23 protein-coding genes and 1 riboswitch are annotated in these 21,368 nt (G+C 40.9%); of the genes, 16 read left to right on the top strand and 7 right to left on the bottom strand.

The window, feature by feature from the left end; genetic code table 11:
• Nucleotides 1-9 precede the first annotated feature (9 nt).
• Both HCJ30_RS01760 and HCJ30_RS01755 read left to right on the top strand, forming a co-directional pair.
• The gene (locus HCJ30_RS01760) at nt 10-1,392 is read left to right on the top strand and encodes an invasion associated endopeptidase (protein WP_185390726.1); all 1,383 of its coding nucleotides are present in this window, start codon (nt 10-12) and stop codon (nt 1,390-1,392) included.
• An 88-nt stretch (nt 1,393-1,480) separates the two neighbouring features.
• Complete coding sequence (locus HCJ30_RS01755; RefSeq protein WP_185390725.1) at nt 1,481-2,665, top strand: class I SAM-dependent rRNA methyltransferase; 1,185 nt, start codon at nt 1,481-1,483, stop codon at nt 2,663-2,665.
• A 31-nt stretch (nt 2,666-2,696) separates the two neighbouring features.
• Here the strand turns inward: HCJ30_RS01755 and HCJ30_RS01750 are convergent, their stop codons facing one another.
• The gene (locus HCJ30_RS01750; protein WP_185391561.1) at nt 2,697-3,353 is read right to left on the bottom strand and encodes an alpha/beta hydrolase; all 657 of its coding nucleotides are present in this window, start codon (nt 3,351-3,353) and stop codon (nt 2,697-2,699) included.
• 24 nt (nt 3,354-3,377) lie between these two features.
• Nucleotides 3,378-3,584 carry a YdbC family protein gene (locus HCJ30_RS01745; RefSeq protein ID WP_008947006.1) on the bottom strand — a complete coding sequence of 69 codons (207 nt, stop codon included), beginning with the start codon at nt 3,582-3,584 and terminating at the stop codon, nt 3,378-3,380.
• A gap of 164 nt (nt 3,585-3,748) precedes the next feature.
• Between HCJ30_RS01745 and HCJ30_RS01740 the strand changes: the two genes are divergently transcribed.
• Together HCJ30_RS01740 and HCJ30_RS01735 are read left to right on the top strand one after the other, a co-directional pair.
• On the top strand, nt 3,749-4,501 hold the full coding sequence (locus tag HCJ30_RS01740) for a threonine/serine exporter family protein (RefSeq protein WP_185390724.1): 753 nt from the start codon (nt 3,749-3,751) through the stop codon (nt 4,499-4,501).
• A gap of 13 nt (nt 4,502-4,514) precedes the next feature.
• On the top strand, nt 4,515-4,973 hold the full coding sequence (locus HCJ30_RS01735; RefSeq protein ID WP_185390723.1) for a threonine/serine exporter family protein: 459 nt from the start codon (nt 4,515-4,517) through the stop codon (nt 4,971-4,973).
• A gap of 53 nt (nt 4,974-5,026) precedes the next feature.
• Here the strand turns inward: HCJ30_RS01735 and HCJ30_RS01730 are convergent, their stop codons facing one another.
• The 3 genes from HCJ30_RS01730 to gmuD all read right to left on the bottom strand — a co-directional run bounded on the left by HCJ30_RS01730 (nt 5,027) and on the right by gmuD (nt 9,087).
• Nucleotides 5,027-6,490: a MucBP domain-containing protein gene (locus HCJ30_RS01730; RefSeq protein ID WP_185390722.1), complete on the bottom strand. Its 1,464-nt coding sequence runs from the start codon at nt 6,488-6,490 to the stop codon at nt 5,027-5,029.
• Between the two features lie 430 nt (nt 6,491-6,920).
• The gene (locus HCJ30_RS01725; protein ID WP_003721369.1) at nt 6,921-7,649 is read right to left on the bottom strand and encodes a GntR family transcriptional regulator; all 729 of its coding nucleotides are present in this window, start codon (nt 7,647-7,649) and stop codon (nt 6,921-6,923) included.
• A 43-nt stretch (nt 7,650-7,692) separates the two neighbouring features.
• The gene (gene gmuD / locus HCJ30_RS01720) at nt 7,693-9,087 is read right to left on the bottom strand and encodes a 6-phospho-beta-glucosidase GmuD (RefSeq protein ID WP_046336136.1); all 1,395 of its coding nucleotides are present in this window, start codon (nt 9,085-9,087) and stop codon (nt 7,693-7,695) included.
• Between the two features lie 120 nt (nt 9,088-9,207).
• Nucleotides 9,208-9,309: riboswitch (purine riboswitch) on the top strand.
• 93 nt (nt 9,310-9,402) lie between these two features.
• Between gmuD and HCJ30_RS01715 the strand changes: the two genes are divergently transcribed.
• Nucleotides 9,403-10,698 (top strand): NCS2 family permease, encoded by a 1,296-nt coding sequence (locus HCJ30_RS01715; protein WP_185390721.1) that lies wholly within the window; start codon nt 9,403-9,405, stop codon nt 10,696-10,698.
• 42 nt (nt 10,699-10,740) lie between these two features.
• Here the strand turns inward: HCJ30_RS01715 and HCJ30_RS01710 are convergent, their stop codons facing one another.
• On the bottom strand, nt 10,741-11,772 hold the full coding sequence (locus HCJ30_RS01710; RefSeq protein ID WP_185390720.1) for a nucleoid-associated protein: 1,032 nt from the start codon (nt 11,770-11,772) through the stop codon (nt 10,741-10,743).
• Nucleotides 11,773-11,849: 77 nt separating this feature from the next.
• On the opposite strand from HCJ30_RS01710, the gene HCJ30_RS01705 reads away from it, so the two are divergent.
• Nucleotides 11,850-12,146 carry an MGMT family protein gene (locus tag HCJ30_RS01705; protein WP_185390719.1) on the top strand — a complete coding sequence of 99 codons (297 nt, stop codon included), beginning with the start codon at nt 11,850-11,852 and terminating at the stop codon, nt 12,144-12,146.
• Here the strand turns inward: HCJ30_RS01705 and hisJ are convergent.
• Nucleotides 12,131-12,958, bottom strand: coding sequence for a histidinol-phosphatase HisJ (gene hisJ, locus HCJ30_RS01700; protein ID WP_185390718.1), 828 nt, complete (start codon nt 12,956-12,958; stop codon nt 12,131-12,133). The genes HCJ30_RS01705 and hisJ overlap by 16 nt on opposite strands.
• Nucleotides 12,959-13,109: 151 nt before the next feature.
• On the opposite strand from hisJ, the gene HCJ30_RS01695 reads away from it, so the two are divergent.
• The 10 genes from HCJ30_RS01695 (at nt 13,110) to gdhA (ending at nt 21,363) form a co-directional block, all read left to right on the top strand.
• On the top strand, nt 13,110-14,291 hold the full coding sequence (locus tag HCJ30_RS01695) for an ATP phosphoribosyltransferase regulatory subunit (RefSeq protein WP_185390717.1): 1,182 nt from the start codon (nt 13,110-13,112) through the stop codon (nt 14,289-14,291).
• Nucleotides 14,288-14,929 carry an ATP phosphoribosyltransferase gene (gene hisG, locus HCJ30_RS01690; protein ID WP_185390716.1) on the top strand — a complete coding sequence of 214 codons (642 nt, stop codon included), beginning with the start codon at nt 14,288-14,290 and terminating at the stop codon, nt 14,927-14,929. The genes HCJ30_RS01695 and hisG overlap by 4 nt, the downstream gene beginning before the upstream one ends.
• Complete coding sequence (gene hisD / locus HCJ30_RS01685) at nt 14,926-16,209, top strand: histidinol dehydrogenase (protein ID WP_185390715.1); 1,284 nt, start codon at nt 14,926-14,928, stop codon at nt 16,207-16,209. Before hisG ends, hisD begins: the two co-directional genes overlap by 4 nt.
• Nucleotides 16,210-16,794 carry an imidazoleglycerol-phosphate dehydratase HisB gene (gene hisB / locus HCJ30_RS01680; RefSeq protein WP_185390714.1) on the top strand — a complete coding sequence of 195 codons (585 nt, stop codon included), beginning with the start codon at nt 16,210-16,212 and terminating at the stop codon, nt 16,792-16,794.
• Complete coding sequence (gene hisH / locus HCJ30_RS01675) at nt 16,795-17,421, top strand: imidazole glycerol phosphate synthase subunit HisH (RefSeq protein WP_185390713.1); 627 nt, start codon at nt 16,795-16,797, stop codon at nt 17,419-17,421. It abuts the gene before it with no gap.
• Entirely contained in the window at nt 17,400-18,122 is a 723-nt protein-coding gene (hisA, locus tag HCJ30_RS01670) for a 1-(5-phosphoribosyl)-5-[(5-phosphoribosylamino)methylideneamino]imidazole-4-carboxamide isomerase (RefSeq protein ID WP_185390712.1), read from the top strand. The genes hisH and hisA overlap by 22 nt, the downstream gene beginning before the upstream one ends.
• Nucleotides 18,112-18,867, top strand: coding sequence for an imidazole glycerol phosphate synthase subunit HisF (gene hisF, locus HCJ30_RS01665; RefSeq protein ID WP_185390711.1), 756 nt, complete (start codon nt 18,112-18,114; stop codon nt 18,865-18,867). Before hisA ends, hisF begins: the two co-directional genes overlap by 11 nt.
• Nucleotides 18,864-19,181, top strand: coding sequence for a phosphoribosyl-AMP cyclohydrolase (hisI, locus tag HCJ30_RS01660; protein WP_185390710.1), 318 nt, complete (start codon nt 18,864-18,866; stop codon nt 19,179-19,181). The genes hisF and hisI overlap by 4 nt, the downstream gene beginning before the upstream one ends.
• Nucleotides 19,182-19,493, top strand: a complete 312-nt coding sequence (hisE, locus tag HCJ30_RS01655) for a phosphoribosyl-ATP diphosphatase (RefSeq protein WP_185390709.1) — start codon at nt 19,182-19,184, stop codon at nt 19,491-19,493.
• A 493-nt stretch (nt 19,494-19,986) separates the two neighbouring features.
• Nucleotides 19,987-21,363, top strand: coding sequence for an NADP-specific glutamate dehydrogenase (gdhA, locus tag HCJ30_RS01650; protein WP_185390708.1), 1,377 nt, complete (start codon nt 19,987-19,989; stop codon nt 21,361-21,363).
• Nucleotides 21,364-21,368 lie beyond the last annotated feature (5 nt).

Raw genomic sequence — 21,368 nt, 5'->3', positions numbered from 1 at the left:
TTTATGAACATGAAAAAAGCAACTATCGCGGCTACAGCTGGGATTGCGGTAACAGCATTTGCTGCTCCAACAATCGCGTCCGCAAGCACTGTAGTAGTTGAAGCTGGAGATACTCTTTGGGGTATCGCACAAAGTAAAGGGACAACTGTTGACGCAATTAAAAAAGCAAACAATTTAACAACTGATAAAATCGTACCAGGTCAAAAATTACAAGTAAATGAAGTTGAGGTTGCTGATGCAAAAACAGAGAAATCTGTTAGCGCAACTTGGCTTAACGTCCGTACTGGCGCTGGTGTTGACAACAGCATTATCACGTCGATCAAAGGCGGAACAAAAGTAACTGTTGAAACAACTGAATCTAACGGTTGGCATAAAATTACTTACAATGATGGAAAAACCGGTTTCGTTAACGGTAAATACTTAACTGACAAAGTAGCAACCACTCCTGTAACAACTACACAAGAAGTGAAAAAAGAAGCTACTACTCAACAAGCGGCACCTGCTGCTGAAACAAAAACAGAAGTAAAACAAACAACGCAAGCAACTACACCTGCTCCAAAAGCAGCAGAAACTAAAGAAACTCCTGTAGTAGACCAAAATGCTACTACATACACTGTTAAAAGTGGTGACACAATTTGGGCATTATCCGTAAAATACGGTGTTTCCGTTCAAGACATTATGTCATGGAATAATTTATCTTCTTCTTCTATTTATGTAGGTCAAAAACTTGCTGTTAAACAAACTGCTAACACAGCTACTCCAAAAGCCGAAGTGAAAACAGAAGCTCCAGCAGCTGAAAAACAAGCAGCACCTGCAGTAAAAGAAAACACAAACAAAACTACTGCAACTACTGAGAAAAAAGAAGTAACAACTGAAAAACAAACACAAGCAAAAGCTCCAGCAGAAACTGCAAAACCAGCACCTGCTCCAGCTCCAGCACCATCAAAAAATACAAACACGAATACAAGCACACCATCTAAAAACACAAATACAAACACGAACACGAATGCTAGCCAAGGTTCTACAAACAATGCGAGCGCAAGTGCTATTATCCTTGCTGAAGCTCAAAAACACCTTGGAAAAGCTTATTCATGGGGTGGTAACGGACCAACTACATTTGATTGCTCTGGTTACACTAAATATGTATTTGCTAAAGCGGGTATTTCCCTTCCACGTACTTCTGGCGCGCAATACGCTAGCACTACAAGAATCTCTGAATCTCAAGCAAAACCTGGTGATTTAGTATTCTTTGACTATGGTAGCGGAATTTCTCACGTTGGTATCTACGTTGGTAATGGTCAAATGATTAACGCGCAAGACAATGGCGTTAAATACGATAACATCCACGGCTCTGGCTGGGGTAAATATCTAGTTGGCTTCGGTCGCGTATAATTAATAAACTTAAAGTAACCTGTGGAGCAGACAGTTCGCTTCACAGGTTTTTTGTTGGAAATTTTATCTTAATGAAAGACGGTGCATGATGAAAAACCAAGTAAAAGTAAAGATCTTCCCTAAGTTTACAAAAGGCTATAAAGATGGCTATCCCCTCATCCTGAAAGAACGTATGGAAAAATGGCCGAAAGAATTACAAGAAGGCGATGTATTTGAATTAACAGATGCCAATGGCCAATTTGTTGCCAGAGGATACCACGGAGAACAGAACAAAGGTAGTGGCTGGCTTTTCACGTGGGACAAAAAACAACAACTAGATGAAGACTTTTTAACTAGCTTAATTACTTCCGCTATCGAAAAACGGCAATTTCTATTTGCCGATGACTCTACTACTGCTTTTCGGATTTTCAACGGCGAAGGGGATGGTCTTGGCGGCTTCACGGTTGATTATTATGACGGCTATCTGGTCATTCAATGGTACAGCCTCGGCATCTACGCTTTCCAAAAAATGATTCTTGATATTTTCCTAGCATTCCCTGAAATCAAAGGAATCTATGAAAAAAGACGTTTCCAAGAAGATACAAAAGAAGATTTCGTTGCTGGTCAAAAAGCGACTTTCCCACTTATTATTAAGGAAAATGGTATTAATTACGCCACTTATTTAGATGATGGTTGGATGACAGGCATTTTCCTAGATCAGCGTGATGTACGGAGACGCATTAGTGAAGATTATTCGGTTTCCAAAAATGTCTTAAACACCTTTTCGTACACTGGGGCATTTTCTGTGGCTGCTTTATTTGGTGGCGCAAGCAAAACGACAAGTGTAGATGTGGCCGGTCGTTCGCTTAGCAAAACAAAAGAGCAAATGGAAGTGAACGGATTAGACCCAAGTGGACAGTCTATTATCGTAGAAGACGTTTTCCATTATTTCAAATATGCCACGCGGAAACAATTAAGCTTTGATTTAGTCGTTGTGGATCCACCGAGCTTTGCGCGTACAAAAAAAGTGACCTTCCGTGCAGCGAAAGATTACCCAGCAATGCTTCGTGAAATCATTGATATAACTGCTCCAAATGGTACAATCATTGCTTCAACAAACTATGCAGGATTTGGCATGAAAGCATTTAAAAAATTAATTGCGGAAGCCTTCCAAACTAGCGACCGTACATACAAAATTGTCGAAACTCATTCCCTGCCAACAGATTTCACAGTTAATAAAAACTTTCCAGAGGGAAATTATCTCAAAGTCCTTTTTCTCACTTTGGATATTTAAAAAACCAGCGACCATATGCGGTCGCTGGTTTTTATTTGTTTTTCACTGGTTGGTTCGGCAAAAAGCTTTCGAACCAGCTGTATAAGTCGTCCTCTTCTGCTTCGTTAACATTATGCCCAACAAAATAGCTATGTTTTTCGACATTACAGCCCATTTTCTCGAAGAATTTGGCAATGTCCTCTGCTTCAGCAATTTGAATGACAGCATCTTCAATACCGTGGCCGATAAAAATACGCTTATCTTTCAGCATTAAATTAACCGGTCTGTCTTCTATATAATATGGCAAGCGACCACTTAACAATGCCGCCGCTTTATATTGACCGCCGTAACTTTGCATGATGGATATGGTTAAAACAGCCCCTTGATCAAATCCCGCCAGAAAAATTTGTTCGCTATCAATCGAAACATAATCACTACAAATTTGATCAATAAACTGTGCAACACGTAAGCTTGCGTAGTCCACCTCATGCGGATTCGGGTCTCCTTCTGTTACCATATGATAAAAACCATACGTCGGACCATATTCGACATCACCACGCATCGAAACAACAACAAAGCGGTCCATTAATAATTCCAGCCGACCCGCCATATCAAGCTCATCCCCGCCAAACCCATGGAGTGCAAAAATTACCGGGAAAGTGTCCCCGTCTTTTCTACCAATTGGTTCATAAATATCATACGCAAACATTCTCATCCTATACACCAGCCCTTACTATAACAGTTTTTTTAGTTCCTCTGCCTCTTCATCAGTTAGTGTAATTCCTTTGCCCATTTTTTCGTGATCGTCTGACCAATCGCGGATATCATATTTCGGTGGGCGTCCGTTCCAACTTACTTTATTTAGTTCTTTCCGCCAGCCACGTGCATTTTCAGATAAAACGCCGATTTCTTCTATAATTTCATATTCAATATTCGCCAAAATAATCCTTATCCTTTCCGGTGCTATATCTACCATACTATCAAATATTTACCCCAAATCACATCGAAACAATCGCAAATTTTAAAAAAGCACCCTTTCCACTAGAATTTTTGATTTGATTGCGTTACGATTGAGTAGGAATAAAGGGTTGGAGGTGCTTAGTTATGTCGACGGAAACAACAGATTATTTGCTAGAAACATGCTTAATGGCAGGCAAAATAATGATGGAAAGTGGCGCGGAAATGTATCGCGTAGAAGATACAATGAACCGTATCGCAACCATCGCTAGTAATAAACAAGGGATTAGTTTCGTGACGCCAACTGGGCTTTTTATGTCGCTTGAAGGAGAACGTAATGTGCAGTTACAGCAAATTCCGACAAGAACTATTAATTTAGAAAAAGTATCGATGGTCAATGAATTTTCTAGGGATTTCGCGGAAAAGAGGATTTCCTTGCAAGAATTACATACAAAGCTCGTTCATTTAGATAAAGATGTCCGCTACTTTCCGATTTGGTTGCAGATTATCGCGGCATCGCTTGTTAGTGGCTCACTAATGGTTATTTTTGGTGGCGGTTGGTTTGATTTTATTCCAACGTGTATCATTGGTGCTATCGGTTTTATCATTTTTTATTATACGCAGATTTTTATGAAGGTGAAGTTTTTAGCTGAATTTTTGGCTTCTTTGACGGTTGGACTCTTAGCTGTTTTGACGATTTCGATTGGTTGGGGGATTAATTTAGATACGATGATTATTGGTGGCGTGATGCCGCTTGTTCCCGGGGTTCCGATTACGAATGCGGTGCGGGATTTGATCGCTGGGCATTTGCTTAGTGGAATGGCACGCGGAACGGAAGCGCTACTTACTTCTTGTGCAATAGGAATTGGAATCGCGGTTGTTTTCCGCTTTTTCTTATAAAGGAGGCGCTATAATGGATTTAATTTGGACTATTATTATTCAATTAGTGCTGAGTTACGTTGCGACTGTGACGTTTGCGATTATTACAAACGTGCCAAAAAGAGCGTTGAATGCTTGTGGTATTACCGGGACATTTGGTTGGATAGCTTACTGGACTTTAATGCAAATGGATTCTGGAACAGGGGCGTCTTCCCTCGCCGGCGCTTTCGTCGTCGCAATTCTGAGTCACTTTTTTGCGAAACATAAAAAAATGCCGATTACGATATTTAATGTTCCCGGAATTGTGCCACTCGTTCCTGGGGGCCTCGCTTACCAAGCCGTGCGGAATTTTGTGTTAGGTGATTATACGGAAGCGATTGGCTTTTCTGTACAAGTTACAGTGGTTGCTGGCGCGATTGCTGCTGGGTTAATGCTCTCGGAAGTATTCAATCATAGTATTAGGGCATTTCGTGGACGGAAAGAACGTATTTAAAAAAGCAATCTCTAGACGAGATTGCTTTTTTATTATCGAATAATTTGATTTACTTATGGCTCAGGAATCATAACCCCATAAACAAGTATCTGATACGTAACCACCACATCTTCGCTAGTCAGCGTTCCTTCGCGATTGGTTGGTATACTTTGGTAGTTTTCCCAGCTCTCAATCCCAGTACTACTGAAATCGGCATTTTGCGAAATAACGTAGGGGATTTGTTTCCCTTGATCATCCAGTATATTAAAGGTCATTCTTTCCGGTAACGAATATGTTTCCCCTTCTTTAGCTGGAATAACAATATCAGGCACTGCTTCACCTTGATTATAAATTTGTTGATTGTAATTTAATCTCATATGATATTGATCTAAATTAGGATAAATAGGTACTAAATCGCCGTTTTTATAAGTTGTTAAATCCGTTAAAACAAATGGATCCCCATTGCTATCAACAAATTTAATTGTTATTTTAACATCTTGCGCTTCTTTCGTATAGATATACGTTACTTCTATAGCTTGATTAGTGAAAATACCATTTGCATTGTTTGGCAGTTTCGTTGTATCTAATGTGTATCCATCAATTTGTAATTTGTATTTATCTGTTGAAGCATCATATGGTTCGCCAATATTACCGCTAATTGTTTGTGGATCATGGATTTTGTTTCCATCTTGATCAAGGTATTTAACAGTTACGGTAGCTACAGGTACTTTTTGATAAACATAAGTAACAACTTGCGCTTTTTCTGTAAAAGTTCCTGTTGTATTTCCGTTCACTTCTTTTAATTGGTAGCCCTCAATATTTTTCGTTGCAATCTGATATGGTTGACCAATGTCACCTTTGAGTGTTTCACTGGTCGCCAGTGAATTTCCTTGTTCATCCTGGTAGTTTACAGTTACAGTTCCTTTTTCAACTACGGGCGGTGTATTATTTTTACTTGTGTGTATATATCCTACATACGTATACCCTTCAATTGATTCGGGTTGTTTCGTTTCTTTCGTTCCTTTTGCAACTGTTTGAGATTCTTGGGTTTTTAAGTTACTATTTTCTGTTGCTTGGACAATCGATCCGACTAACAAACTACTACCGCCAAGGACAACAAGAAATACTAGCAGCTGTCTGGCGTGTCTTTTTTTCAATGTAAGAAGTCCAATACCACTTCCGAATAAAATAAACCCAAGGATGATTAAATAGCTATTTGGGCCAACATCTCCCGCTTTTAATAGTGTCCCATTTTGATTTTTATTATTGTCAGAAGTATTATCTGTATTTGTAGTTGGTTCTGATGTGTTTTTTTGATACACAAAGGAATAATTTTCATAATCATTTGTAAGTGTCTCGTTTGGATTTCCTTTGATAATACTATTTTTTTGCGTTTCTGTTAATGTGCTGATATCAATGTAATTATACGTCACATTGCTTGTATCAGTTTCAGCAGCATTCACCGGTGAATTTCCAAAAAGAAAACCTGTGAAAAATAATATTACTGCGAATACACAAAGAAAGTATTTTTTCTTCATAGTACTATCCCTCCTCATATAACTAATTTCTCATTTTAACTGCTCACGCTCCTATCAAAAGGAGTACTAAACTAGCGCTTAATTGAGCTCAACAATTATATATTAGGCAAAAAACATAATCAATGAGTTGAAATATGTCTATTTTGTGAACAAAAAATGATTTCTTTAAACTATTTAAATAATCTTATACTAGGAGTAATATTATTTCTTTCCACAGTTCCGTATAGCCTAAACGGTAGAACTATATTTAAAATTTGTGCGTAATTGGGTTAAATATTATATAAGAATCCTAAATTATTATCAAGCGTATAAATATGTCTATTTTGTGAACAAATCCATTCTTTTGTATAGAATTGAACCTAAAATGCTTAGATATTCAAAAAAGAAGCTAGATAAAATGATTTCTCACTTTTTCTAGCTTCTTTTTATTTTATCGTCTAGCGATATTCACGGTAGTAAAAACGAATTTATCATAACGGTGGCGCGATCTGGAAAATTCAAACGCGAGACCATTGTTTAAATACACGGTTTGTTCTACTTCAACAACTGGGTCATCAGAAGCGCAGTCGAGATATTGCTGATCAAGCAGCGTCGCTTTATCCGCGCGAATTTGTTTGTACGAACTAGCGATTTTTAGGTTCAAATCATCTTGAATATACGAATAAATCGATCCTTCCAAAATTTGCTGATTGATGCCTGGGATAACCCCAACTGGCATATACGTGTGTTCTAATACATATGGTTCATCTTTCACTAGCCGAACACGAAGAATATCATAGATTGGCGTTTCCATTTCGATATGAAGGCGCTCTGCAATTTCTTCAGTTGGAAAAATGACTTTAAACTCGATTACTTTACTAATAACTTTCTTGCCGTTCAAAAGTTTAGTGAAGCCGTTTACTTCTTGGTTATGAATCTGCAAGCGGTCCGCGTCCAGCGCCGATTTGATAATGAAAGTACCATGTCCGCGTTTTCGGTATAGTAAGCCTTCAAGTACGAGTACCTCAAGCGCTTTTTTCATTGTCATTCGACTACAATCAAACTCTTTCGCCAAAGTTATCTCATCAGGAATAGGTTGATTTAGCGGATAGGCGTGATTCATAATTCTTTTGCGGATTTCTTCAGCAATAAAGCTATATTTCGTCTGGTTCTGAGCCACGGAAGTTCACCTCTTTACACATAATACTTTTATTTTATCACATTTAGTCTTCAAAACCATTGTTTTCTGAAAGTTCTTTGTACCAATGGCCAGATGCTTTCACGGTACGTTTGAAGTCATTATCCAAATCAACTTCCACTAAGCCATAACGGTTTTTGTAAGCATTCGCCCAGCTCCAGCAATCCATGAACGTCCAAAGGTGGTAACCGTGACAGTTAGCGCCTTCTTCAATTGCTTTATGAAGCCATTTCAAATGACTCTTAATAAAATCAATTCGGTACGTATCTTCAATCATTCCATCTGCATTACGGTAGCGACTTTCGCCTTCCACGCCCATACCATTTTCGGAAATAAAGAATGGGATATTATCGTAGTTGTCGCGCAGATTAATCGCAATATCATAAATCGCTCTTTCGAAAATTTCCCACCCACGATATGGATTCATTTTGCGGTAAGGCATTTCATAATTATCAAAAAGATGTTCTGGCATAAATGGTGCATCCGGGTGAGCTGCGTATTCTTTCGCTTTCACACGGCGCGGTTGGTAATAGTTCACACCAAGAATATCGATAATGTTGTTTTTAATAATCGCTAAATCTTCTTCCGTATATTCTGGAAGCGCGTCATGCTCGCGAATAATTTCTACAAGGTCAGCCGGGAACTCCCCTTTTGTAACCGGATCAAGAAAACTACGATTGAAAATGAGATCCGCAATATGAGCCGCTTTTAAATCAGCTGGATTTTGGCTTCTTGGATACGATGGTGTTAAGTTTAAAATGATTCCGATTTGGCCTTCTGGAATTTCAAGGGCGTGGAATTCTTTTACAGCAAGGGCATGGGCCAAAGTAGTATGATAAGCTACCTGTGTCGCACGTTTAAAATCAACGACATTCGGATAGTGCATATCGTATAAATAGCCCGCTTCCACTGGAACAATTGGTTCATTAAAAGTAAACCAATGTTTCACACGATCTCCGAATAATTCAAAACAAGTTTTCGCAAAAGTTGCATACGCGTCCACTACTTCACGGCTTTCAAAACCGCCTTTTTCTTGCATCGACATTGGCATATCAAAATGATATAAATTCATAAATGGTTCCACGTCATTTGCAAGCATTTCATCAATAACCCGATTGTAAAAATCAACTGCTTTCGGGTTCACTTCGCCAATACCATCTGGAATAAGGCGCGACCACTGAATCGATGTACGGAAGGAATTATGTCCAGTTTGTTTCATTAAAGCAATATCTTCTTTATATTGATAGTAAAAATTAGATGTATTTGTAGGTCCCACATCATTAAAGAAACGACCTGGCTCGATTTTATACCAGTGATCCCAAATGCTTGGTTTTCTGCCGTCTACATCTGCTGCGCCTTCTGTTTGCGGGCCGGATGCCGCACTTCCCCACCAAAAATTCTCTGGAAATTTATAAGTCATTTTTTTACCTCCAACTATTATTTACTTTTATTATACCTTATTTATTTAAAAGTATAAACTTATTTATACAAAAGTTCGTTTTTTATTTTTATTTCTTACACGTATTGCCAAAAATCGGCTAATCCGCTACAATAATAGAGTCGTATAAGTTCGGTAATATGGACCGTTCGTTTCTACCAGGCAACCGTAAAATGCCAGGCTACGAGCTATTGTAAAATTTAATAGGGATTTTTTTGCTATTTTTATTTATTATTCCCTTTTTTACCTAGGCTCTTTCCGTTATGTGCGACAACATAAATAGGGAGGCTTTTTTTAATGGATAAATTTTTCAAACTACGCGAGAACAAGACGACTGTTCGGACAGAAATACTCGCGGGGCTTACGACTTTCTTGTCGATGGCTTATGTACTTTTCGTCAATCCATCCATGCTTGCAACGACTGGAATGGAGTTAAAAGCTGTTTTCGTGGCAACCATTCTTGCTTCTGTTGTCGGATCGCTTGCAATGGGGCTTATCGCTAATTACCCAATCGGACTTGCTCCGGGTATGGGATTAAATGCGTTCTTTGCTTATACGGTTTGTGCGCAGTGGGGAATTCCTTGGCAAACCGCACTAGCTGGCGTACTTGTTTCTGGTTTAGTGTTCATTTGTTTAACACTTTCCGGAATTCGTGAAAAAATCGTTAACGCCATCCCAACTGAGCTAAAATTCGCAGTTGGCGCCGGAATTGGTTTTTTCATCGCCTTTTTAGGATTAAAAAATGCTGGCATTATCGTGCCAAATGAATCGACTATTTTAGCGCTTGGTGACTTGCATTCTGGCCCGGTTTTACTGGCTGTTTTTGGGATTGTAATTACTGTTGCTTACATGACGATTGGTTGGAAAGGTGCAATTTTCTTCGGGATGGCGACTACTGCTATCGCGGGAATGTTATTTGGTTTAATTGATGTGCCTAACCAAGTTGTGTCCTCGGTACCAAGCATTGCGCCAACTTTTGGTCAAGCTGTTATCCATTTGCCTGATATTTTCACACCGCAAATGTTGATTGTTATTTTGACATTTTTCTTCATTGATTTCTTTGATACTGCTGGGACGCTGGTTGCAGTTGCGACACAAGCCGGCTTTATAAAAGATGATAAAATCCCGCGTGCCGGTCGTTCGCTTTTTTCTGATTCGATTGCAACGGTTTTTGGAGCGATTTTCGGGACATCGACAACTACTTCTTATGTAGAATCTACTGCCGGGGTTGCGGTTGGTGGTCGGACTGGTTTAACTGCCGTTGTTATCGCCATCTGTTTCTCGCTGTCACTATTCTTCTCACCGCTTCTTGGTGTGATTACGAGTGCAGTTACGACGCCAGCGCTTGTTATCGTTGGGATTTTAATGATTGGAAATGTGGCTCATATTGACTGGACAAAATTCGAAGTAGCCGTTCCGTCCTTTTTCGTTATTTTAATGATGGTACTTACTTTCTCTATTGCTACTGGTATCGCGATTGGTTTCATTTTCTACCCAATCACAATGGTGCTTAAAGGTCGTTACAAAGAAGTTCATCCGATTATGTATGTGATGATGGTGCTGTTTATACTGTACTTTATGTTTGTCGTTTAGACAGCAAAAAAAACCGGGGATTCCGCATCCTCGGCTTTTCTTTTAATCGTAATACACTATCATGTAGCTTTTGCCTTTTTCCTCGTCATATCCTTGCACAAAATCGGTTTCTTCGAGCTGCTCTAAATCCTTCACGACAACTGAAATATTTTTGCCAAGTTTGATCGTTTTGCGGATTTTTTTCGATAATTTTTCGCGTTTTTCTTCATCTAATTGGAACGTCTCTGGAAAACGGACATTGTTTTCGCGTTCGAACGTATCGACCATCGTATTGAATTCGGTAATTTCTTCCGGTTTTTCAATCGTCGTACGGGCGAATTCAGCAATATTCAACGTTTCTTCCCCTGCCAAATATTCGGTCGTCGCTTTCACAAAATTAGATTTATCAAGCAGCGACTCCTCACGTTGCTTAATATAATCCGTGCAAACTTCCACAAAACCTTCCGTATAAAACTTCTCATCAGTAATCTTATCAATACTTAAAAACTTATCTTTCCAATAAACAGAATCACCACGGTTAAGCCGATCTAAAATCAACACTTTATTCCCCGTGTCATGATCCACATTAAAAATCAAACAACCTTTATCCAAATCCGTTCCAGTAATCCCTTTATCATAGCCAATTTGGAATTCTCTGCCGTTAAAATCATTTTTCAGAAAGACTTCCTTGTTTTCGACTTTAAAAATCCCAATGCCATTTGTGAAATCCCCATCGACAACGCAACCTTCAATAAAGAAAATCCAAACGTCACCACTTTTAATATTCGGGTGGGTTGTTTCACTATATAAATGCTCTAAAATCTTCTTTGATTCATCGAGAAACTCTTCCTCCGCGACAAACATATTCGAAGCAAAAGTTCGGACTTCATTAAAATCCAAATCCGTTTCATGGCTAAATTGATAATATTCATCTTTCGTAAATGGCTCTAAGAAAATAGAAGATAATGTTTGGTTCATTTCGGACCCGATATCCGCAAGCACATTCGCTGAGACCTCGGTTCCTTCTTCTCTTGCTTTATTTCCAGCAAAGTGGACCACTAGTTTTGTAATTTTTGCGTAAGAAAAATCTGGCATTCTTGTATCATCCTAACTTTTATAAAATAGGTATTTCCTGTATACTAAATTTATTATGAACAAATGGAGGTTACGAAATGATTCCAGCTGATTTTGAAGATCGCGTCTATACTGTCGTGCGCCAAATTCCGCGCGGTAAAGTGACGACTTATGGTCAAATCGCTTATATGATTGGCTTCCCTAAAAACGCCAGACTCGTTGGCGCTACACTGAAACATTCGAAGCGTGACCAAATTACGCCGTGCCATCGTGTCGTAAATGCAGCTGGTCGACTTGTCCCGGGTTGGGAAGAACAGCGCGAACTGCTTTTGCTAGAAGGAGTGACATTTAAAGAGAACGGGCATGTCAAAATGAAAGCTCACTTTTGGCAATAAGTACTATATCCGCGCCCTACATCTTGAACACCATGCGAATCGGATCCATACACAAATGGAATCTGTAATTCTTTAGCTAACGTCACGATTTCTTTTGGTGGATAGGTTTCCCCGCAAAGTGGCTTGAATAAACCAGCCGTATTAAAATCAAGCTCATAATCCCGCTTTTTCACTAAAGCAAGCACTTCCTGAAATCCCGCGATTACTTCCTCAGAAAAATCATGCCCATTTGCTCCAAAAAACTGCTGAAACTTCTGACATAGCGAAATATGCCCTATTCTCCGCGGCTTAAATGACCCCAAATCCGCTTCCACCGAATGCTTCACACCTTCCAAATAAGCGAGTTGCGCCTGTTCAAATCCACCATAAAATTGCACAATTCCTTCATTATAATCTTCCGCCGAAAAATCAATCGAACGAAAACCACCTTGCCCCTCTAAAAAATGTAGCGACAACACGCCATCATCCGTTTCCGGCCCATATTCATTCAAAAAATCACGCGTGAAATCCTCATAGCCAATCAAATAATCCACTTCAAACCCGATATGTATTAATAAATCACTCGCATATTTTTTCTTCATTTGGTTCATTTTCTTCAAATAATAAGGTAAGTCACTCATCGCCATACTCGCCGTCGCGACTGCTTCCTTGTCACCAGCAGTATTTTTCATAAAGTCACTCGAAAGCGGCGCGTGCTCAACGATAGAATACTCATCAAAATCCAGTTCAATCGCTTTTAAAATCATTTCTTCCACATCATCATGCGTACCATGTGGACAAAATTCTGTATGCGTATGCCCGTCTCTTTTCATATTCAACCCTCTTTCAAAATTCTTTTCCCTAAACGTGCTAAATGGTACACTAATTATACCATAAGCAACTATTTTTCTATTCATTATTTACAAAAACACTTTAACGTGCTAATATGCTAATAAACTAAAATATCGTAAAGGAGCTAACCAGATGAACTTAAATAAGAACTTGCCGACTGGAACACGCGATAAACTTTTTCGCGAAGCACAAGCCGCCTACAAAATTGAGCAACAAGTGAATCATTATTTTGAAAAACGTGGATTTAAGCGAATTGAAACACCTGTTATTGAATTTGAAGATGTCTTTTCCTCTGAACATCAAGCCGACGCCAAGCTATATCGTTTCTTTGATGAAAAAGGGCGCTTGACGGTTCTTCGGCCAGATATGACCTTGCCAATCGGTCGAGTCGTTAGTACAACTGGTGTCACGCTCCCGCTCAAACTTTCTTATAGTGGAAAAATCTTTCGAGCAAATGAAGATTTTGGTGGCGAACAAAACGAACAAACCCAAGCCGGCATTGAAATCATCGGATATCCTTCCATCAAAGCTGAGATTGAATGTATTCTAAGTGGGATTGGGGTATTAAATACGCTAGAAATTCCGAATTTTCAAATTGAGCTTGGCCATGCCGCAATTTATAGGCGCGTCATTCATCTTTTAAACCTCCGTGAAACCGCCGAAATGGATTTCCGCCTCCTAATTCAAAATAAAAGCCTCACTGGCATTCAACAGTTTGTTGCTGATAATCCGAGCACGCTGGACGATTTCATTCTCGCCTTACCACGATTATTTGGCCCAGCGACAGCAATTTTACAACAAGCGAAAAACGTAACTACAGACAAAGGAATTTTAACCGCACTGACCGAAATGGAGACGATTGTCCAAGCTGTTTCTTACGCAGCTGAAATTAGTGTCGATTTAGGACTCGTGCAAGATTTTCATTATTATACTGGGATTATTTTTAGAGGATACGCCGACCTTGCTGCCGATAACTTTTTAAGTGGCGGTCGTTACGATCACTTACTAGAACAATTCACCAGCTCTTCCTCTCCAGCAGTCGGTTTGGCCCTTAACCTCGACTCCCTCACAACACTTCAAAACCGCGCTGGCATCATCAATAAACAAACACCAACTACCCTTTTAATCCACTACGACCTAGATGCACTCCAACAAGCCGAAAAACTCATGCAAGAAACACCAAATAGCGAATTAAGCTTTTTTGAAACACCCACAAACGCCATCTCTTTTGCGCAAAAATGGCACATCCCTACTGTCGTTCACGTTTCCAGCCAAGGAAGCCAAACCATTTTCCGAAAGGAGGCGGATTTATGAAAGCTTTAAAAATCGCCTTAACGAAAGGTAGATTGGAGAAAGACGCGGTTGCCCTTTTGGAAAAAGCAGGAATTGACTGTTCTTCAATGGCAGATAAAAAGCGCAAACTGATTTTTCATAGTAGCACCCAGCCGATTTCGTTTATTTTAGTAAAAGCCGTTGATGTTATGACTTATGTGAAACACGGCGTCGCGGATATTGGTATCGTTGGAAAAGACGTGCTGATGGAAGCCTCAAAATCACATTACGAAATGCTCGATCTTGAAATCGGCAAATGCCAGTTCTGCCTTGCTTCCACGCCCGAATTCGATCCAAGTAGCTACCGCCGAAAAATCATCGCCACCAAATATCCGGCAGTTGCTTCCAAATTTTTTCGCGAAAAAGGCGAAGACGTGGAAATTATCAAAATCGAAGGCTCCGTCGAAATTGCACCTGTGCTTGGTCTCGCTGACGCCATCATTGATATCGTCGAAACCGGCTCCACTTTAAAAGAAAATGGCTTACTTATTTACGAAAAAATGTATCCCATCTCCGCCCGCCTGATTGTCAATAAAGCTTCCTTAAAACAAAATAAAACGCAAATTTTCCATTTAATCGACCAATTAGAACAAGCGATAAAGGAGGAGCGTACCCAATGAAAATTGTAACCGGAACAACAGCCGCCATTTTAAACGAACTCAAGACTAATACCACAACAACCACCTCCCAACAAGTCGAAACTGCCGTAAAAGCAATTATTGAAAAAGTAAAAACAGCTGGCGACCAAGCCTTACTCGACTATACTTCCCAGTTCGACGGTGTGAAACTAACCAAACTACGTGTCCCAAATGCCGACATCCAAGCAGCCACAACCAAAGTCGATTTCGCCTTCCTAGATGCCCTTCGCCAAGCAAAAACAAATATTGAAAGTTTTCATAGCAAACAAAAACAACACGCTTTCCTTGATAGTGAAAAAGATGGCGTCATTCGCGGCCAATTAATTCGCCCGCTAGAAACCGTCGGCGTATACGTTCCCGGCGGCACGGCAGCCTACCCATCATCCGTTTTAATGAATGTCCTACCTGCTAAAATCGCTGGCGTCAAACGAATTGTAATGATTACACCACCTGGCGAAAATGGCATAAATCCTCACGTTTTAGCAGCTGCACAACTTGCTGGCGTGGACGAAATTTACCAAGTTGGTGGTGCGCACGGCATCGCGGCCTTAGCTTACGGAACCAAATCCATTCCGAAAGTAGACAAAATCGTTGGACCAGGAAATATCTACGTCGCCACCGCTAAAAGAGAAGTTTTTGGCTTAGTTGATATCGATATGATTGCCGGACCGTCTGAAATCGTCGTGCTCGCAGATGAAACTGCAAACCCTGCTTTCATCGCCGCCGACTTACTCTCCCAAGCAGAGCACGACACATTAGCCCGTGCTATTTTAATCACAACAAGCGAAAAAATCGCCCAACTTACCAAAACTGAAATTGCTAAACAACTCGAAACGCTACCACGAAAAGCCATCGCGCAAGAATCCATCGAGACGCAAGGAAAAATTATTATCACTGCAAACACGAAAGAAATGTTCGATATCATGAACGAAATTGCCCCAGAGCACCTAGAAGTCCAACTAGAAAATCCAATGAATTATTTGCATCACATTAAAAATGCCGGCTCCATTTTCCTAGGAAGCTATGCATCTGAACCACTTGGCGATTATTTTGCCGGACCGAACCATGTGCTCCCAACAAGCGGCACCGCCAAATTCTTCTCCCCACTTGGCGTAGAAGATTTCACGAAACGTTCTGCTTTTATTTCTTATACAAAAGAAGCACTTGCCAAAGAAAAAGACGCCGTGATCCTACTTGCTAATAAAGAAGGTCTTGATGCCCACGCCAAAGCCATTCAAATTCGTTTTGAGGAGGAAAAATAAATGAGAACTGCAACTAAAAACCGAGTTACCGCCGAAACGTCTATTGAGCTTTCCATTAATCTCGATAGCCAAGAAGAAGCCACTATTTCCACTGGCGTCGGATTTCTGGATCATATGCTCACCTTATTCGCCAAACATAGCCGTATCACTTTAAATGTGAATGCAATTGGCGATACATACATCGATGCGCATCATACGGTAGAAGATATCGGCATTACACTCGGCCTTTGTTTAAAAGAAGCGCTCGGCAATAAAGCTGGCATCAACCGCTACGGCTCCTCTTATGTGCCAATGGATGAATCACTTGGATTTTGCGCACTCGATTTAAGCGGCCGTTCCTATCTTGTTTTCGATGCCGAATTAACGAACCCAAAACTAGGCGATTTTGACACCGAATTAGTAGAAGAATTTTTCCAAGCAGTCGCCTTTAACACCGAAATGAACCTCCACCTGCGCGTTCTTTACGGCAAAAATACCCACCACAAAATTGAAGCACTTTTTAAAGCATTTGGTCGTGCTCTCCGCGAAGCAATCACGATTAACCCTGAAATCCAAGGCGTAAATTCCACTAAAGGGGTCCTGTAAATGATTGTTATTATTGACTACGACACAGGAAACACGAAGAGCATCAGCAAAGCACTGGATTTCATTGGACTACAAAACCAAATTTCTAGCAATCAAACAGAGATCAAACAAGCAGACGGCGTTATTTTACCCGGTGTTGGTGCTTATCCAGAAGCCATGCAAGAACTCACTAGGCGCGGACTTGATGGGACGCTAAAAGAAATCGCTGCTGCTGGGAAACCAATTCTCGGCGTTTGCCTTGGTATGCAGCTTTTGCTTGAATCGAGCAGCGAGCATACTTTCACCAAAGGACTCGGTCTCATTCCCGGTCGTGTCGAAAAACTGCCTGATAATCCCGAATTTGCCGTTCCACATATGGGCTGGAATCAACTAGAAATCAAGCGCACAACCCCGCTAACGAACCAACTCGGTGGCGAATACGTTTACTATGTTCATTCCTATTACGCCAATTGCCCAGCCGAATATATTATCGCAACAAGCGGTTATTCCGTTGAAGTTCCCGGTATGATAAACAACGGCAATATTTACGGTGCCCAGTTCCATCCCGAAAAAAGCGGACAAATCGGTCTAGAAATTTTAAAAGGGTTTAAGGAGGTCATCGAATCATGCAAATCTTCCCAGCAATAGACTTAAAAAATGGACAATGCGTCCGGCTTTTCCAAGGTGATTTTTCCAAACAAACCGTCGTGAATGAAGACCCAATCGCTCAAGCAAAAGCCTTTGCCGCAGATGGCGCGACCTATTTGCACATCGTTGACCTAGACGGCGCATTAGAAGGACGTCCAGTTAACCTCGAAATCATCCAAAAAATGAAACAATCCGCCAAAGTTCCCGTCCAAGTTGGCGGAGGAATTCGCAGTATGGCACAAGTGGATTATTATCTCGAATCTGGCATCGACCGCGTTATCATTGGTTCAGCCGCACTAACAGACCCAGATTTTCTCCGTGCAGCCGTCCAAAAATACGGTCCTAAAATAGCCGCCGGAATCGACGCCAAAAACGGCCTTGTCGCAACAAGCGGCTGGCTCGATGTCAGCCAAGTTAGCTATTTAGATTTAGCCAAACGAATGGAAGAAATGGATGTCGAAACCATCATTTACACTGATATTAGCCGCGATGGCACGCTAACAGGTCCTAATTTAGAACAAATGGCTGCATTGCAAAAACACGTCAGCATCAATTTAGTTGCATCTGGAGGTGTGAGCAGTCGCACTGATTTAGAAGCACTTGCCAAACTTGGCCTATACGGAGCAATTGCCGGAAAAGCCCTTTATAATGGTCATATTTCAATGTCGGATGTTGTCGAGGTGGAGCAATATGCTTACTAAACGAATCATCCCCTGCCTAGATGTCACAGCTGGTCGCGTCGTCAAAGGTATTAATTTTGTTTCCTTAACGGATGTCGGTGATCCCGTCGAAATCGCCAAAGCCTATAACGAAGCTGGCGCCGACGAACTCGTTTTCCTTGATATCACCGCAACCGTCGAACTGCGCCAAACAATGATAGACGTCGTCGAACGAACCGCTGAGCAAGTGTTCATCCCACTCACAGTTGGCGGCGGCATAAGTAGCGTCGCCGATATGAAAAATCTATTACAAGCTGGTGCCGACAAGATTTCCCTCAATTCTGCTGCAATTAAACGACCTGAGCTCATCCAAGAAGGCGCCGCAAAATTCGGTAACCAATGTATCGTCGTCGCCATTGACGCCAAATGGACAGGCACAAATTGGAGCGTCTTCACTCGTGGTGGTAGAAATGATACCGGACTGGATGCCATTGACTGGGCAAAAAAAGCCGTTCAACTCGGCGCCGGTGAAATCCTGCTCACTAGCATGGACGGCGACGGCACCAAAAACGGCTACGATATTCCACTTACAAAAGCAATTTCAGAAGCAGTTTCTGTTCCCGTCATCGCTTCCGGTGGTTGTGGTAATGCCGCGCACATGGTCGACGTTTTCGAACAAACTAACTCAACCGCCGCACTCGCAGCCAGCATTTTCCATTACGGCGAACTTAGCATCAAAAACGTCAAAACTACTTTACTCAAAAAAGGAGTGAACATCCGCCCATGATTTCCGTCGATTTTTCTAAAGGCCTTGTCCCAACCATTATCCTAGACGACCAAAATGGCGAAGTATTAATGCTCGCCTATATGAACGAAGAAAGCTATCAAAAAACGCTTGAAACTGGCTACACGTGGTTTTTTTCGCGCTCCAGAAATGAACTCTGGAACAAAGGCGCAACAAGCGGCCACACCCAAAAAGTAAAACAAATCTGGACCGACTGCGATAATGACACCTTGCTCATCCGGGTAAACCAAATCGGCCCAGCCTGCCACACCGGTAAAAAAAGCTGCTTTTTCAATCTCATAAAGGAGGACTTTTAAATGCTAAATGACCTATATGAAGAAATTAAACTGCGCAAAGAACAACCAAAAGAAGGCTCCTACACCAACTACCTATTCGAAAAAGGACTCGATAAAATCCTCAAAAAAGTTGGCGAAGAAGCTACCGAAGTCGTCATTGCCGCTAAAAATGACAAGCAGGAATTAATCGCCGAAGTATCTGATTTGACCTATCACCTGCTCGTGCTCTTAGCCGAAAAAAATATTCCATTATCCGCTATCCAAACAGAGCTTCAAACGCGCGAAGGAAAACTCAGCACGACTCGTGACCGCAAAGAAATTAGCGATTTATAAAAACATGACATTTTCGTAACCTTAGAGATTATTATTGTAAGAAAAAGCGCATGATTTTTGTAACCATCTTTTATATACTTGTCTACGTGGAGAGCTTTTATTTTTCCCAAAAGAAAGCAAGTAATGTTAGAGCAATAATTCTAGTATCCGAATTAGTCTTATCCCTTGGCTCGCTTTAACATTATTACTCCCTAATACTCCCTTAACCGCATCCCCCTGGTGCGGTTATTTTTTTCGTCTTTTATTGGTTATTTCTCCAATAAAATATAAGCAAACGTTCTCATTAACTTGATTTTAAAAAATTTCAGAAAAATTGGTTTTTATGCTTGAAAATATTCTCAACAATGTGTAAACTAACAACATAGGTAAGAAAAGTTGACCTACTTGGCGCAGATAAGCCGATGTTTTTCCGCTTTATAACATCACGTGTATCTGCATTAGGTTTTTTACTTTTCCTTATAGTCAAAATATTTAAACAAGGAGCGATTATAGTATGGCACAAACATCCACTATCCAAAACGACACAAAGGCAGCCGAAGAATATGCAGCTCGAGTGTTTGAAACAATTAAACAACGGAATCCTGGCGAAACGGAATTCCACCAAGCAGTTGAAGAATTCTTAAACTCTGTTATTCCAGCTCTTGCAAAAGAACCTAAATACGAAGCAAATGGTATTTTAGAACAGTTAACAGAACCCGAACGCCTTATCAGTTTCCGAGTTCCATGGGTGGATGATTCTGGCAAAGTACACGTAAATCGCGGTTACCGGGTCCAATTCAATAGCGCAATTGGTCCATATAAAGGTGGTCTTCGTTTCCACCCTTCTGTAACAGGAAGCATCGTCAAATTCCTCGGTTTTGAACAAATCTTCAAAAACTCCCTAACTGGCTTACCAATCGGTGGCGGTAAAGGTGGCTCTGACTTTGATCCAAAAGGAAAAACAGACGCAGAAGTAATGCGTTTCTGCCAAAGCTTTATGACAGAACTACAAAAACATATCGGTCCTGATACAGATGTTCCCGCTGGTGATATCGGTGTTGGTGGACGCGAAATTGGCTACTTATTCGGCCAATACAAACGTCTTCGTGGCGCTTATGATGCTGGTACAATTACTGGTAAAGGCCTTACTTACGGCGGAAGTTTAGCTCGTACAGAAGCAACTGGCTACGGTCTTGTTTACTTCACAGTCGAAATGTTAGAAGCAGCAGGCGAATCTATCCGAGGCAAGAAAATTGTCGTTTCTGGCTCAGGTAACGTAGCTATTTATGCCATCGAAAAAGCACATGAATTAGGCGCTAAAGTAGTTGCATGTAGCGACTCTGCCGGTTTTGTTTATGACAAAGAAGGCATCAAAGTAGAAACAGTAAAACAATTAAAAGAAGTAGAACGCAAACGCATTAGCGAATATACAACGATTCACCCATCCGCTGAATATTATGCAGGTGGCGACGTATGGTCCGTTCCTTGTGATATCGCTCTACCATGTGCAACTCAAAATGAAATCAACGCTGATCAAGCCCGCGCGCTTGTAAAAAATGGTGTTATCGCTGTTGCAGAAGGCGCAAACATGCCATCTACACTTGAAGCAGTAGATATTTACCACGAAAACAAAGTACTTTTTGGTCCAGCAAAAGCGGCAAACGCTGGTGGTGTTGCAGTATCAGCCCTTGAAATGGCTCAAAACGGCACACGCATGAGCTGGTCTTTCCAAACAGTCGACGAACATTTACAAAACATCATGAAAGATATTTATAAAAACTCAAGCAACGCAGCAAGCGAATACGGCGCTCCTGGTAACCTAGTTATCGGCTCCAACATCGCAGGATTCTTGAAAGTTGCAAATACGATGATTTCACACGGCATCATTTAATTTTA

This window comes from Listeria cossartiae subsp. cossartiae, from assembly GCF_014224155.1.
GTDB classification, from domain to species: Bacteria; Bacillota; Bacilli; order Lactobacillales; family Listeriaceae; genus Listeria; species Listeria cossartiae.
Note: the sequence above shows the minus strand (reverse complement) of the source record. Positions and strands in the feature narration are given on the sequence as shown.